At 68.8% G+C, this 12,799-nt stretch carries 15 protein-coding genes; 5 read left to right on the top strand and 10 right to left on the bottom strand.

Annotated elements, in window-relative coordinates; all coding sequences use genetic code 11:
• Window positions 1-188: 188 nt before the first annotated feature.
• The 5 genes from H6844_09505 to H6844_09485 form a co-directional block, all read right to left on the bottom strand.
• Window positions 189-989, bottom strand: a complete 801-nt coding sequence (locus H6844_09505) for an SDR family oxidoreductase (GenBank protein ID MCB9929636.1) — start codon at window positions 987-989, stop codon at window positions 189-191.
• 25 nt (window positions 990-1,014) lie between these two features.
• Window positions 1,015-1,569 (bottom strand): carboxymuconolactone decarboxylase family protein, encoded by a 555-nt coding sequence (locus H6844_09500; GenBank protein ID MCB9929635.1) that lies wholly within the window; start codon window positions 1,567-1,569, stop codon window positions 1,015-1,017.
• A 64-nt stretch (window positions 1,570-1,633) separates the two neighbouring features.
• Window positions 1,634-2,119: a YbaK/EbsC family protein gene (locus tag H6844_09495; GenBank protein ID MCB9929634.1), complete on the bottom strand. Its 486-nt coding sequence runs from the start codon at window positions 2,117-2,119 to the stop codon at window positions 1,634-1,636.
• Window positions 2,119-3,321 carry a phosphoglycerate kinase gene (locus H6844_09490; GenBank protein ID MCB9929633.1) on the bottom strand — a complete coding sequence of 401 codons (1,203 nt, stop codon included), beginning with the start codon at window positions 3,319-3,321 and terminating at the stop codon, window positions 2,119-2,121. Before H6844_09490 ends, H6844_09495 begins: the two co-directional genes overlap by 1 nt.
• Window positions 3,322-3,450: 129 nt before the next feature.
• Complete coding sequence (locus H6844_09485) at window positions 3,451-3,933, bottom strand: hypothetical protein (protein ID MCB9929632.1); 483 nt, start codon at window positions 3,931-3,933, stop codon at window positions 3,451-3,453.
• A 238-nt stretch (window positions 3,934-4,171) separates the two neighbouring features.
• Between H6844_09485 and H6844_09480 the strand changes: the two genes are divergently transcribed.
• From H6844_09480 to H6844_09460, 5 genes are all read left to right on the top strand, one after another.
• A complete protein-coding gene (locus tag H6844_09480; GenBank protein MCB9929631.1) occupies window positions 4,172-4,546 on the top strand; it encodes a DUF2237 domain-containing protein in 375 nt (124 codons plus the stop codon).
• 66 nt (window positions 4,547-4,612) lie between these two features.
• Window positions 4,613-5,218, top strand: a complete 606-nt coding sequence (locus H6844_09475) for a hypothetical protein (GenBank protein ID MCB9929630.1) — start codon at window positions 4,613-4,615, stop codon at window positions 5,216-5,218.
• A gap of 10 nt (window positions 5,219-5,228) precedes the next feature.
• Window positions 5,229-6,704 (top strand): trypsin-like peptidase domain-containing protein, encoded by a 1,476-nt coding sequence (locus tag H6844_09470; GenBank protein MCB9929629.1) that lies wholly within the window; start codon window positions 5,229-5,231, stop codon window positions 6,702-6,704.
• Window positions 6,705-6,798: 94 nt separating this feature from the next.
• Window positions 6,799-7,587, top strand: coding sequence for an enoyl-CoA hydratase (locus H6844_09465; protein MCB9929628.1), 789 nt, complete (start codon window positions 6,799-6,801; stop codon window positions 7,585-7,587).
• 8 nt (window positions 7,588-7,595) lie between these two features.
• The gene (locus H6844_09460; GenBank protein MCB9929627.1) at window positions 7,596-8,327 is read left to right on the top strand and encodes an SIMPL domain-containing protein; all 732 of its coding nucleotides are present in this window, start codon (window positions 7,596-7,598) and stop codon (window positions 8,325-8,327) included.
• 60 nt (window positions 8,328-8,387) lie between these two features.
• Here the strand turns inward: H6844_09460 and H6844_09455 are convergent, their stop codons facing one another.
• From H6844_09455 to H6844_09435, 5 genes are all read right to left on the bottom strand, one after another.
• Window positions 8,388-8,927 carry a winged helix DNA-binding protein gene (locus H6844_09455; GenBank protein MCB9929626.1) on the bottom strand — a complete coding sequence of 180 codons (540 nt, stop codon included), beginning with the start codon at window positions 8,925-8,927 and terminating at the stop codon, window positions 8,388-8,390.
• A gap of 93 nt (window positions 8,928-9,020) precedes the next feature.
• A complete protein-coding gene (gene mmsB, locus H6844_09450; protein MCB9929625.1) occupies window positions 9,021-9,914 on the bottom strand; it encodes a 3-hydroxyisobutyrate dehydrogenase in 894 nt (297 codons plus the stop codon).
• Between the two features lie 97 nt (window positions 9,915-10,011).
• Window positions 10,012-10,395, bottom strand: a complete 384-nt coding sequence (locus H6844_09445) for a phasin family protein (GenBank protein MCB9929624.1) — start codon at window positions 10,393-10,395, stop codon at window positions 10,012-10,014.
• 72 nt (window positions 10,396-10,467) lie between these two features.
• Window positions 10,468-11,547 (bottom strand): enoyl-CoA hydratase/isomerase family protein, encoded by a 1,080-nt coding sequence (locus H6844_09440; protein ID MCB9929623.1) that lies wholly within the window; start codon window positions 11,545-11,547, stop codon window positions 10,468-10,470.
• 73 nt (window positions 11,548-11,620) lie between these two features.
• Window positions 11,621-12,769, bottom strand: coding sequence for an acyl-CoA dehydrogenase family protein (locus H6844_09435; GenBank protein ID MCB9929622.1), 1,149 nt, complete (start codon window positions 12,767-12,769; stop codon window positions 11,621-11,623).
• Window positions 12,770-12,799: the final 30 nt, after the last annotated feature.

The following is a 12,799-nucleotide window of genomic DNA, read 5'->3' as shown; positions in this document are numbered from 1 at the left end:
CCGGCCGAGATGCACACTCATAAGAGACCCCGGATACGGCTGGCGCCGTTCCGGGGAAGCCAGCTTTCTTCGTGACCGCTGTCTCTGTGCCCGACGCCCATCGCCTCGGCGCCCCTCAACCCGGCTTCCCCGGACGCGCGAGAGCGCGATCCGGGGCCTCCGGCCGAGATGCGCCGTCGTCAGCCGCCCTACCGGACCCAGATATTGGCGCCGCCATCCACCGGCAGCGTCACGCCGGTGATGAACTTCGCCTCCTCGCTGGCGAGGAACAGGGCGGCATAGGCGACATCCCAGCCGGTGCCCATCTTGCCGCCGAGCGGCACCTGCGCGTCGCGCATGTCGACGATTTCCTGCCGCGTCTTGCCCCATTCGCGCGCGCGGGTGTCGACCGCCATCGGCGTGTCCATCAGGCCCGGCAGGATGACATTGGCGCGGATGCCGGCGTCGGCATTGGTGTAGGCCAGTTGCTCGGTCAGCGCGACCACGCCGGCCTTCGAGGTCTTGTAGACCACCAGCGGATAGCGCGAGCGCACCGCCATCGACGAGATGTTGACGATGGCGCCCGATTTCTGCGCCCGCATCACCGGCACCACATGCTTGCAGGTCATGATCATGCCGCGCAGGTTGATGGCGTTGCAGCGGTCGAAATCCGCCTCCGTCAGGTCTTCCAACGGCTTGTCGCCGCCGGCGATGGAGACGCCGACATTGTTGTGCAGCACGTCGATGCGACCGCACTCGGCGGCGACGGCCTGAACCGCGGCCTTGATCGACTCCTCATGGGTGATGTCGGCGCCGAGCGCCAGGGCCTTGCCGCCTTCGCTGCGGATGATCTCCGCCGTTTCCTCGGCGCGCTCCTGCTGCAGGTCGATACAGGCGACGGTGGCGCCCTCGCGGGCGAACACCTGGGCGGTGGCGCGGCCATTGCCAACGCCTTCGCCCGGCGACTGGCCGGCACCGACGACGATGGCGATTTTGTCTTTCAGACGCATAGGGGTGTTTCCTTCGGTTCTGACGTTAATTCGCCGGCAGCGGGAACATGTCGAGATAGGGCTGGTATTCCGGCTCCACCTCGATGGCGAGCGAGGCCAGGATGCGGACCACTGCGCAGTAGGTGGAGATGGCAACCACCAGGTCGACCATCTGCTCGTTGCCCAGTTCGGCCTGTAACTCCCGGAACAGGGGTTCCGGCATTTCGACATTCTCGGTCATCTCGCGGGCGGCGCGCAGGATTTTCTTCTCCAGCGCGCCCAGATCGCTGTCACGCCCCTCGGTCTCCGCAATCAGCCCCTCGATGTCTTCCTTCGAGACACCGAAATCCATGCCGAGCTTGACATGATGGCTCCACTCGAACGGCGAGCGGGCGAGCCAGCCCACCTGGAGAATCGCCAGCTCGCGCAGGCGCATGTCCAGCGTCATGCCATAGCGGATGTGGTTGCCCAGCACATGGAAGGCGCGGGCCGTGCCGGGGCTGTTGACCAGCGCGCGGGTCAGCCAGATCGGGCGCTTCAACAGGTCCTTGTCGGCGTCCGACAGGTCCTCGGCATTGAGATAGGGCACGCGGGCGGCCATGGGCGGGTTTCCTCGTTCGCAGAAATTTGTCTGCCGCAGAGGATAGCGCCCCGGACCGGCGCTGTCAGGCGCTTGCGATGGCCTCGCTGACGACACCACCGGTCAGGCGCTGCAACTCGTCCGGCGTGGTGGCGAACACGCAGTGCGGATGGCCGGCGGCGGCGTAGATCGTCGGGAAGCGGGAAAGGCTCGCGTCGATCACCAGCGGCAGCGCCTGCGGATGCCCCACCGGGGCGACGCCGCCAATGGCAAAGCCGGTGGCGTCCCGCACGGTCTCGGCACTGGCGCGCTTCGCCTTGCCCTCCAGGCCGAGGGCCGCGGGCAGGGCCTTTTCCTTGCAGCGCCGGTCGCCGGCCACCAGCGCCATCACCGGCTGCTCGCCCACCTGGAACACCAGGGACTTGACGATCGCGCCGAGGTCGCAGCCGACGCTGTCGGCGGCTTCCTGGGCGCTGCGCGCGGTCGCGGCCAGCGCGATCACCTGCGCATCGGAGCCGGCATCGCGCAATGCCGCCTGCACCCGCTGCACGGACGCGTTGTCGAGCGCCATCACTCCGCCTCCCGTTCCAGGGCGGCCACACCCGGCAGTTCCCGCCCTTCCAGCCATTCCAGGAACGCACCGCCGGCGGTCGAGATATAGGTGAAATCATCGACCACCCCCGCCTTGGCCAGTGCCGCGACCGTGTCGCCGCCACCGGCCACGGTCACCATCCGGCCGGCGCGGGTCGCCGCGGCGGCGGCACGGGCGACGGCGTTGGTGCCGGCGTCGAACGGCTCGATCTCGAACGCGCCCATGGGGCCGTTCCAGACCAGGGTGCGGGTTTCGGCCAGACGCCGCTCCAGGTCGGCGATGGCGGCGGGGCCGATGTCCAGGATCATGGCGTCGTCCGGGCAGGCGTCGGCCGCCACCACCTCGCACGCGGCCCCGGCCTTGAACTCGCGCGCGACGGTGGCGTCCACCGGCAGGACGATGGCGCAACCGCAGGCCTTCGCTTTCTCCAGGATCGCCCTGGCCGTATCCGCCAGGTCTTTCTCGCACAGGCTGGCGCCGACCGGCTTGCCCTGGGCGTGGAGGAACGTGTTGGCCATGCCGCCGCCAATGATCAGCGTGTCGACCTTGGCCACCAGATTGTTCAGCACGTCCAGCTTGGTGGAGACCTTGGCGCCGCCGACCAGCGCCGCCACCGGCCGCGCCGGGTCGCCGAGCGCCGCGTTCAGCGCCTCCAACTCCGCCTGCATCAGTCGGCCGGCCGCGGCGGGCAACACATGCGCCAGCCCCTCGGTCGAGGCGTGGGCGCGATGGGCGGTGGAAAACGCGTCATTCACGTACAGGTCACCGAGGCTGGCCAGCGCCCGGACGAAGGCCGGGTCGTTCTTTTCCTCGCCGGCGTGGAAGCGCAGGTTTTCCAGCAGGGCGACGCCGCCATGGCCCAGCCCGTTGACGGCCGCGGCCGCGATCTCGCCGATGCAGTCCTCACCAAACACCACCGGGCGCCCCAGCACTTCGGCAAACGCCTGGGCGACCGGCGCTAGGCTCAGTTCGGCATTGCGCTGGCCCTTGGGCCGGCCGAAATGGGCGAGGACGACGACCTTCGCCCCCTTCCCCATCAACTCGCGCACCGTGGGGGCGGAGCGTTCGATGCGGGTCAGGTCGGTGACCCGGCCGTCGGCCATGGGCACGTTCAGATCCAGGCGCACCAGCACCCGTTTGCCGGCAACGTCGAAGTCATCCAGGGTTTTGAAGGCGGCCATCTTGTCCTGTTCCCCGCAACAAGGTCGGTGAGTGTTGCGGGCGGTCTTGCCGCCCCGGCAGGCCGAGGGCAAGCGGGCCTAGCGCCGCAAGGCGCGGCACGAGGGAAGGCCGGCGGTCGAAATCCGGCCTCAGGCCAGGGCGGAACGGCCAACCGTCGGCAGCGCGAACCGGTCCAGCCATCCGGCCAGCGCGAGCCGGGCCGCATCGCCGCTGGCGCATGCCCCGCCCTGGCGGGCCGCCGCCGCCAGCAGGTCGTCGCCGGCGCCTTGCAGCCCGAACAGCCACAAGGGGCGGTCGGCAAAGGGCGGCGCTGCCAGCAAGGTGCGGAGCCCGTTCGAACGGAGGGTCGGCAGGTCGTGCCCCAGGCGCACTTCTTCGCCCTTGCGGCCGATCAGCGGCAGGTCGGGCAGGCCCAACGCGCGGTCGAGGTCGCCCAGGCCGTGCGCGGAGAACACGGCGACGGCACCGCCCACGGCCTGAAACAGCCGCAGCAGCCGCAGACGGGCGGCGGCGGAAACCCCGCCGTCGCACTCGGACACCACATCCTCGAAGGAAAGGAACAGGCCGGCGGGTTCCGCCGGATGAGCCGCGAACCGCGGCAAGGCTGCCATAGGGGCAGTCGATTCTTGAAATTGCATACGTTTCTACTTGGGCGGAATGGCCCGGACTTCAAGAGTCTCCAAGGGAACGTCCCGAGTCCGGCACAGAGTCTCGATCCTGCCGTGCTTTGATGACAACTTGGTTAACGCCCGCCCGCGCGGCCCATCCGCCGCGGCCAATCGGAACGGTCGAAACCGCGGCCACTTCCCGGTAGAGTGCGAGTCTCAATCCGGTTCCGCGGAGGCGGTCATGATGGACGAGTCGTTGAATGTTTTCGGTGAGCCGCTGGAGCCCTGCGGCCGCGATCCCGTCACGGGCTTCTTCCGCGACGGCTGCTGCAACACCGGGACGGCCGACGTCGGCATGCACACGGTCTGTGTCCGGATGACGACGGAATTCCTGGCCTTCTCCAAGGAAACCGGCAACGATCTGTCGACCCCGCGCCCGGAATTCGGCTTTCCCGGCCTGAAGGCCGGCGATCGCTGGTGCGTGTGCGCCGGGCGCTGGCGCGAGGCCTATGAGGCCGGCAAGGCCGCGCCCGTGTATTTGCGGGCCACCCATATCGAAACCCTGGCGGTTCTGCCCATGGCGGCGCTGAAGCAACACGCGCTCGACCTTGCCTGAGCGCTTGGCCCCGCGCCAACGCTGGGGCACAATGAAGCGTACGCAATGGCAACGGCGAGGAATGGCGTGCGCGATTTTGGCATCGGAGCGGCTCTGGGCCTGTTTCTCGGCCTGTTGATCGGCCTGTCGACGTCGGAGGTCGTGGCCGGCGTCGTCACGGCGCTGGTGGCGCTGCTGGGAACCCTGCTGGGCCTGCGCACCGAAGCCGCGGCGGGTCCGCTGTCCGGCGCCAATGGCGGCCGCGTCGCCGGCTTCGCCCTGGTCGGCGGACTGGCGGTGCTGGTCGCGCTGGCCGCGCGCACCCATGGCTGGCTGGAGCCCTCGCCGGCCGAAATCCGCGACCGCTGGGTCGCTGCCGGATTTTCCGCCGCCGATGCCGCCGCGCTGGCCGCTTTCCAGCGCCTGGGGCTCATCCCGGCCGGCCGCCAGACCGGCGAGGCCAAGGCCGGCAAGGCCGGCACCGGCGCGCTCTATGCCGATGCGGGCGAGGACGATGCCTGCGACGCCCTGCTCGCCCGCCACTATGCGACCGGCGCGGCGCTTGCGGGCGCGATGCAGGCGGAAGGCGGCGTCTGGGCCCGGCTGGCCGAGACCGTCGCCGCCCGGGCCGACGACGCCGTGCGCCTCGCGACATTGCAGGCCGCCGTCGGCGCGCTCTGCCGGAAGCCCTAGAAAGATGCGGGTGAGCCGGCTTCTCCTGGCGCTTTGGCTCTGCCTGCTGGCGGGCAGCGCGGCGGCCGAGGGGCTGAGTCCGCAATTGCGCGACCGTCTGGCGCAGAGCGTGGCACAGGTGCAGGCGCGCGGCTGCCCCGGCACCCAGGGGCCGGAGCGCCGCGTCGCCACCGGTTTCGCCTTCGGCCCGGCGGGCCATGTGGTGACGGCGGCGCATGTGGTCGCCGGCTGCGATGCGATCACGGTCTATTGGGAGAAGCATGGCGGCCAGACCCAGCCGGCCACCCTCGCCCGCGTCCTGGCCCGCGCCGACCTGGCGCTGCTGGCCGTCGGTGCGGCGACGCCCGGTCCGGCACTGCCGGCGGAACCGCGGCGCCCGGTCGTCGATACGGAGGTGGAGACGCTCGGCTACTACCTCTCCGTGCCGACCATGAGCAACAAGCGCCTCAGGGTCACCTATGGCTCGGCGCGCCTGTCCGACATGGTGCCGCCGCAGGTCCGGCGCGAACTGCAACAAAGCGGCGCGATCGCCATCGACCTCGACATTCTGCGGCTCGACGGCCATCTGCTGCCGGGCCATTCCGGCGCGCCCATCTTCGACATGCAGGGCAAGGTCGTGGGCGTCGGCTCCGGCGGCCTGAAAAGCGGTGCGGCGTCGGTCAGCTGGGCCGTGCCGGCGCATTATCTGACCGCCCTGCTCGCCTCGCAGGACGGCCCCATGAACGGCCAGGCCGTGGCCGGGCTCTTTGCCAGCACCGCGCCCGATCCCTCCGCCGGCGCCGGCAACGCCAACGCGCCGCAGACGATGCAGGCGAGTTGCGGCGGTGTCCGCTTCGTCTACACCGGCCTGCGCAGCTTCAACGAACTGACGGTCGGGCACGAGGACCTGAACAGCGTCCACCGGCTGATGGCGGCGTTCGCCCTGACGCCGCAACAGACCGCGGCCTTCCGCTATCACACCTTCCAACCGGTCGATGGCGGCGCCGCGGTGGCGATCCCGGACTGGACCGCGGTGCGCGATACCGGCCCGGTCTGCCGGGCGCTGGACCCGACCGGCCGCATCACCGTCGACTTCGCCGGTGCCGTCGTCGGGTCCGCCGTGGAGGCGCAGATCACCTCGACCCAGTTCGAGAACGCCTTTATCTACCGCTCCGGCCGCCAGTGGGCGCCGGCGCCGGACTATTCCTATATCGGCCCCTACAATCGCGGCGACGGCCTGACCGTGAACCGCAAGACCGCCGTCGGCCTCAGCCCGCAATACGTGCCATCACTGGCGTTCGAGACGCTGTTGCTGCACCAGCCGCCGCGAACGACCTACGCCACCTTCACGGGCGTGATCGGCGCCTACTGGGACATGAATGCCCAGGCCATGACCTTCTGCGAGGCCCAGCCCTACCTGCCCGCCTGCGCGCCCGTCGTCGCCGAGGCCCAAAGGGCGGCCCAGATGATTTTCGGCGTGCTGCTGTCGACCGCCCCGCGCATCTGACCCCGCGGCCGGCTCCACCGCCGCGATTGTCCTGAGCGGGCGGCGGCGCTAGGGTCGTTGCCTGACAATTCGCCCCCAGTGAGGAAGCCTTCGCATGTCCGCCGATCCCGTCCTTGTCGAGCGCACCGGCGCCGTCGCCACGGTCACCCTGAACCGGCCGGACGTGCTGAACGCGCTCAACCACGCCATGGCCGTGGCGCTGCGCGACACCATGTACGAACTGGAAGCCGACAAGGCCGTGCGGGCCGTCGTGCTGAAAGGCGCCGGCCGCGGCTTCATGGCCGGCGGCGACGTGGGCGGTTTCCACGAGAATATGGACCATTTGCAGGTGCATGTCGGCAGCATGCTCGACGATTTCCACTGCGCGACGCGCGCCATCGTCCGCATGGCCAAGCCGGTGATCGGCGCCCTGCACGGGCCCGTGGCCGGCGCCGGCATGAGCCTAGCCATGACGCCGGACCTGGCGATCGGGGCCGACAATCTGATGATGACGCTGGCCTATTCCGCCCTCGGCACCAGCCCCGACGGCGGCTCCACCTATTTCCTGCCGCGCCTGGTCGGGCGGCGCAAGGCGCTGGAGATCGCCCTGCTCTCCGACCGGTTCGGTGCGGCGGAGGCCGAGCGGCTCGGCCTGGTCAACAAGGTGGTGCCAGCGGCGGATCTGGACGCGGCGGCGATGGAATGGGCCGAGCGGCTGGCGAACGGCCCCAGCTATGCCTTCGGCTGGACCAAGAAACTGATCGACCAGAGCTTCGACACCGACATCGACCGCCAGTTGGAAGCGGAGCGCGAGGGCATCCTGGCCTGTTCGGCCTCGGCCGACATGCAGGAGGGCATCCGCGCCTTTGTCGGCAAGCGCAAGGCAGCGTTCAAAGGGGAGTGAGCCCAGCCATGCGGACGGTCGTGGGCCTCGCCATTGCCGGCGTCTTGATAGCGGCCAGCATCGCCTTTGCCGCGATGGAATTCTCCCGCGCCTTCGTTCAGGCCCGCACGGTCGACCGCACCGTGACGGTCAAGGGCCTGGCCGAGCGGGAGGTGGTGGCGGATACCGCCATCTGGCCGCTGCGCTTCACCGCCACCCACGACGACCTGGACCGGGCTTTGGCCAAGCTGGCGGCCGACGAAAAAACGGTGCACGCCTTTCTGACCGCCGGCGGCATCGACGCCGCCGAGATCGGCGTGCAGCAATTCTCGGTCGTCGACCAACTGGCGCAGCAATACCAGTCCGGCCCGGTGCGCAGCCGCTATATCGTCAACGAAACCCTGCTGGTCCGCAGCGGCGCCATCGACAAGGTCGCCAAGCTGGCGCAGGACGTCGGCCAGCTGGTGACCGCCGGCGTCATCCTGTCGACCGAGGGCGGCTTCACCTCGGGTCCGAATTATCTGTTCACCCGGTTGAACGCCATCAAACCCGCCATGCTGGCCGAGGCGCTGGCCAATGCCCGCGAGGGTGCATCGGCTTTTGCGCGCGATGCCGGCGCGAAGGTCGGCGGCATCCGGCGGGCCTGGCAGGGCGTGTTCCAGATCCTGCCGCGCGATCAGGCGCCGGGCCTCTATGAGCAGGGTCAGATCAACAAGACCGTGCGCGTCGTCTCCACCATCGACTACGCGCTGGTGGACTGAGCGCCGTCCGGCCGGCGGGTCTCGCGGGCGGGCCTCGCCGAGGGACCTCGCCGACGGGTCTCAATACGTCGCCGCCACGCGCCGCGGCGCATGGAAATAGGTGTGCGCCTCTTCGGTGCTCACCGGGCGGCCAACCAGGGGTTCCGGCGGGCGTGGCACGCACGTGCGGGCAAGGTTCCAGAACTTTTCCAGCCGTTGCAGGCTTTCGCAGACCGCTGCGAGCCCCTCGCCGGTCAACTCGACTTCCGCCAGCAGTCCGACATGGCGCTGGAACACTGCGTCCAGCGTTTCCCAGAACCCGTGCCCTTTTTCGGTCAGCCGCACCCGCACCGAGCGGCGGTCATGGGGCGAGCGCTCCTGTTCCAGATACCCGGCCTCGACCATTTTCTTCAGGTTGTAGGACACGTTCGAGCCCAGGAAATAGCCCCGCTGGGTCAGTTCGCCGACGCTGATCTCGTTGCCGGCAATGCTGTACAGGATCAGGCTCTGGACGTTGTTGATGTCGCGCACGCGCAGCGCGTCCAGCTCCGCCTTGACCACGTCCAGGAACAAGCGGTGCAGCCGCTCGATCCAGGACACACACTCCAGATAGTGTTGCATCGTCTTCCCCTTCGCCGCAGACCCCTCTGCATTGAGGGTCACGCTACAGCGAAGGGTTGAAAACGTGCTGAACGGTTGCGGTTAATCCGCCGGTCAGTCCTTCAGCATGCGGATGATGCCCGACATATCGTCATCGCCCATCCCGGCCTTGCAATAAAGCCGGAACATCTGCGCCGCCGCGCCCCCCAGCGGCAGCGGCACGGCGACGGAGGCGCCGGCCTCGATGGCCAGGCCCGTGTCCTTGGCCATCATCGCGCCGGCAAAGCCGGGCTTGTAGGCGTTGTTGGCGGGCGCGCCTTCGGTCAGCCCCGGCTCCGGGTTGTAGTTGGTCAGCGCCCAGCTATTGCCCGAACCGGCGGTCGAGACCTCTTTCAGCACCGCCGGATCGATGCCCAGCGCCCGGATCAGGGTCATGCCCTCCGCAACGCCGATCATGTTCACGGCCAGCATCATGTTGTTGCAGATCTTCACCGCCTGTCCGGCGCCGGCCTCGCCGCAATGGACCACCTTGCCGCCGACGATTTCCAGGAACGGCTTGGCCTTCTCGAACGCGGCCTTCGGCCCGCCGACGATCATGGTGAGCGTGCCGGCCACCGCGCCGGGAACGCCGCCGGTCACCGGCGCCTCGACCATTTCCAGGCCGCGCTCTTCGGCGCTCGCCGCCACCTGCCGGGCCGAGGCCACGTCGATGGTGGAGCAATCGATCAGCAGCGTGCCGTCATCCACGGCATCGATGACGCTGCCCTGCTCGCCCTTGGCGCCATAGACGGCGCGCACGTGCGGGCCGGCCGGCAGCATGGTGATGACGATATCCTGCCCCCTGGCGCAGGCGGCCGCGCTCTCCGCCCGGGCACAGCCGCTCGCGACGGCGGCGTCCAGAGCCGCGGCGGACAGGTCGAAGGCGGTCAGGGTGTGGCCCGCCTTCATCAGGTTCGCGGCCATCGGGCCGCCCATATTGCCAACGCCGATAAAGCCGATGCGCGCCATGGGAACTTCCTCTGTCTGGTCTTGGGGTAACGGTTCGGAACGGGGACAGAGACCCTAGACGCGCACCCGCGGAACCGCAATGCGCCGCGTTGGCGGATCAGCCGTCCGCGGACGGCTTGCCGGCCTTCTTCGGCTTGTCGGAGGCCTGGCCCTCCGCCTGCCCCTGAACCACCGCCAGTGCCCGCTCGAACACATGGCTGGCCTGGGCCGAATATTCCTGGAAGGCCTGGTCGTAGAAGGCCCGCATCACCTCCGCCGCTTCGGCCGGGGTCTTGCAGGCCATCAGCTTGCCCGAGGCTTCGACATCGTGCTCGACCCGCTTCTGCACGAATTCCATCGCCTCGGTGTTGAAGGTCTGCATTTCCTGCAGCAGGCGGGATTGCAAGGCCGGCATGGACTGGAGTTGACCCTGGAAGGCATCGAAAAACCCGCCAAAGCCCGGCAATGCAGTGCCTTTTTGGTCCGAGGAAGAACTGCTCATGCGTCCGTCTCCTTTAGACAACCTGAACCGTTCGTCGAGCCTACGCCTTTCGCAACCGCTGCGTAAAGCTCCCTACCCCGCGACCCCATAGCGCCGTACCGGAGGATCGAAGGTCAGCTCGCCCGCCGCAGCCGGCAGGAAATAGCTCGCCACCCGCTCGTCCGAAACGCCGGCATGGGTCGAGGGCTGCCACAGGGGCTGGTTGTCCTTGTCGACGATCAGCGCCCGCACGCCCTCGAAGAAATCGTGGTCGGCGCAGAACGCTTGCGACAGGCGGAATTCCATGGCGAGCACCTCGTCCAGCGTCTTGCCGGCGCCGCGGCGCAATTGCTCCAGCGCCACCTTCAGCGAGGTGGGCGACTTGCCGGCCATGGCCTTGGCCCATTTCTGCGCCTCTTCGCTCGGGTCGTCGAACAGGGCGTTGAAAATGTCCTCCACCGTCTCGCCCGCGAACAGGCGGTCGATCTGCGGCTGAAGCGCGGTGATCTTCGCCGCCGGCGGCTTTTCCGCGAAGGCATCCAGCACGCCCATTACCGCCTGGCGGCTGGCGCCCGGCTCCAGATTGCCCAGCAGTTCGGCGACGTCGTCCAGCCGCTCGCGCGGGACATAGGCATCGGCGAGGCCGACCGCGCAGCAATCCGCACCCGAAAGCCGCCCGCCGGTCATCGCCAGATAGACGCCCAGCCGCCCCGGCAGCCGCGGCAGGAACCAGCCGCCGCCCACATCCGGGAAAAAGCCGATGCCGGTCTCGGGCATGGCGAACATGGTGTTCTCGGTCGCGACCCGCACGGCGCCCAGGATGGACACGCCGACGCCGCCGCCCATGACAATACCGTCGAGGAAGGCGACATAGGGCTTCGGATAGTGGTGGATGCGCCAGTCGACGATGTATTCGTCCCAGAAGAACGTCGCCGTATAGGGCTGGCCGCGCTCGCGGTAGAGCCGTTCGATATCGCCGCCCGCGGCAAAGGCGCGGCTGCCGGCCACCGGGCGGATGACCACGCACGCCACCGCCGGATCGTCCGCCCATTGCACCAGCCGCCGGTCCATGGCGTCGAGCATTTCCAGGGTCAGCGCGTTCAGCGCCTTCGGCCGGTTGAGCGTGATCTGGGCCAGCGAGCCCTCGCGGTCGAACAGAATATCGTCGGTCATGGGTGGGGTCCTGGTGAAGGGAATTTCGGGGCCTGGCGCGATCCCGCCTGCCGTCATTGCGAGCGGGAAGCCTTCAGCGCGACAAATCCTGCAACAGGCGGCGGGCGATGATGACGCGCATGATCTCGTTCGTCCCTTCCAGGATCTGGTGCACGCGGGTATCGCGCACATAGCGCTCCAGCGGGAAATCCTGAAGGTACCCGTATCCGCCGTGAATTTGCAGCGCCTCGTTGCAGATGGCAAAGCCGGCATCGGTGGCGAAGCGCTTGGCCATGGCGCAGTACAGCGTCTTGTCCGGGTGGCCCGCGTCCAGCGCCATCGCCGCGCGGTGGATCATCAGGCGCGCCGCCTCCAGGTCCGTCGCCATGTCCGCCAGCTTGAATTGCAGCGCCTGGAAATCGGCGAGCCGCGAGCCGAACGCCTTGCGCTCGCCCATATACGCGGTCGCCGCCGCCAGCGCCGCCCGCGCCGCGCCCAGCGAACAGGCACCGATATTGATGCGGCCGCCGTCGAGGCCGGCCATGGCGATCTTGAACCCCTCGCCTTCTTCGCCGATGCGGTTGGCGACCGGCACGCGGCAGTCGTCGAACAGCACCATGGAGGTCGGCTGCGAGTTCCAGCCCATCTTGCGCTCCTGCTCGCCGAACGAGAGGCCGGGCGCATCCTTGGGAATGGCGAGGCAGGTGATGCCGCGGGGCGAGTCGTCGCCGGTGCGGACCATGGTGACGTAGAGGTCCGTATGGCCGCCGCCGGAGATGAAGGCCTTGGAGCCATTCACCACATAGTCGTCGCCGTCGCGCACCGCTTTGGTCTTCAGCGCCGCCGCATCGGAGCCGGAGCCCGGCTCGGTCAGGCAATAGCTCGCCAGCAGGTCCATGGTGCAGAGCTGCGGCAGCAAATGCTCGCGCAGGTCCTGACCGCCGAAGCGGTCGATCATCCAGGCGGCCATGTTGTGGATCGAGATATAGGCGGCGGTCGACGTGCAGCCGGCGGCCAACTCCTCGAAGATCACGGCGGCGTCGTGGCGGGTCAGCGCCGAGCCGCCCACGTCCTCGCCCACATAGATGCCGCCGAATCCCAGGGCGGCTGCGGCGCGCAACTGCTCCACCGGAAAGATTTTTTCGGCATCCCAGCGCGCGGCGTTCGGCGCGAACTGTTCCTCGGCAAAGGCGCGGGCGGTGTCCTGAAAGGCGATCTGGTCTTCGGTCAGGTCAAAAGGCATGGCGTCATAGGCTCCCGATCCGCCTGTGCG

It is taken from the genome of Alphaproteobacteria bacterium, assembly GCA_020638555.1.
In the GTDB taxonomy this organism is placed as follows: Bacteria; Pseudomonadota; Alphaproteobacteria; order Bin95; family Bin95; genus JACKII01.
Note: the sequence above shows the minus strand (reverse complement) of the source record. Positions and strands in the feature narration are given on the sequence as shown.

Excerpts from the sequence above, each read along its gene's own strand:
- H6844_09505 (MCB9929636.1), bottom strand. The coding sequence starts at position 989 with ATGCGTCTGAAAGACAAAATCGCCATCGTCGTCGGTGCCGGCCAGTCG.
- H6844_09500 (MCB9929635.1), bottom strand. The coding sequence starts at position 1,569 with ATGGCCGCCCGCGTGCCCTATCTCAATGCCGAGGACCTGTCGGACGCC.
- H6844_09495 (MCB9929634.1), bottom strand. The coding sequence starts at position 2,119 with ATGGCGCTCGACAACGCGTCCGTGCAGCGGGTGCAGGCGGCATTGCGC.
- H6844_09490 (MCB9929633.1), bottom strand. The coding sequence starts at position 3,321 with ATGGCCGCCTTCAAAACCCTGGATGACTTCGACGTTGCCGGCAAACGG.
- H6844_09485 (MCB9929632.1), bottom strand. The coding sequence starts at position 3,933 with ATGGCAGCCTTGCCGCGGTTCGCGGCTCATCCGGCGGAACCCGCCGGC.
- H6844_09480 (MCB9929631.1), top strand. The coding sequence starts at position 4,172 with ATGATGGACGAGTCGTTGAATGTTTTCGGTGAGCCGCTGGAGCCCTGC.
- H6844_09465 (MCB9929628.1), top strand. The coding sequence starts at position 6,799 with ATGTCCGCCGATCCCGTCCTTGTCGAGCGCACCGGCGCCGTCGCCACG.
- H6844_09460 (MCB9929627.1), top strand. The coding sequence starts at position 7,596 with ATGCGGACGGTCGTGGGCCTCGCCATTGCCGGCGTCTTGATAGCGGCC.
- H6844_09455 (MCB9929626.1), bottom strand. The coding sequence starts at position 8,927 with ATGCAACACTATCTGGAGTGTGTGTCCTGGATCGAGCGGCTGCACCGC.
- mmsB (MCB9929625.1), bottom strand. The coding sequence starts at position 9,914 with ATGGCGCGCATCGGCTTTATCGGCGTTGGCAATATGGGCGGCCCGATG.
- H6844_09445 (MCB9929624.1), bottom strand. The coding sequence starts at position 10,395 with ATGAGCAGTTCTTCCTCGGACCAAAAAGGCACTGCATTGCCGGGCTTT.
- H6844_09440 (MCB9929623.1), bottom strand. The coding sequence starts at position 11,547 with ATGACCGACGATATTCTGTTCGACCGCGAGGGCTCGCTGGCCCAGATC.
- H6844_09435 (MCB9929622.1), bottom strand. The coding sequence starts at position 12,769 with ATGCCTTTTGACCTGACCGAAGACCAGATCGCCTTTCAGGACACCGCC.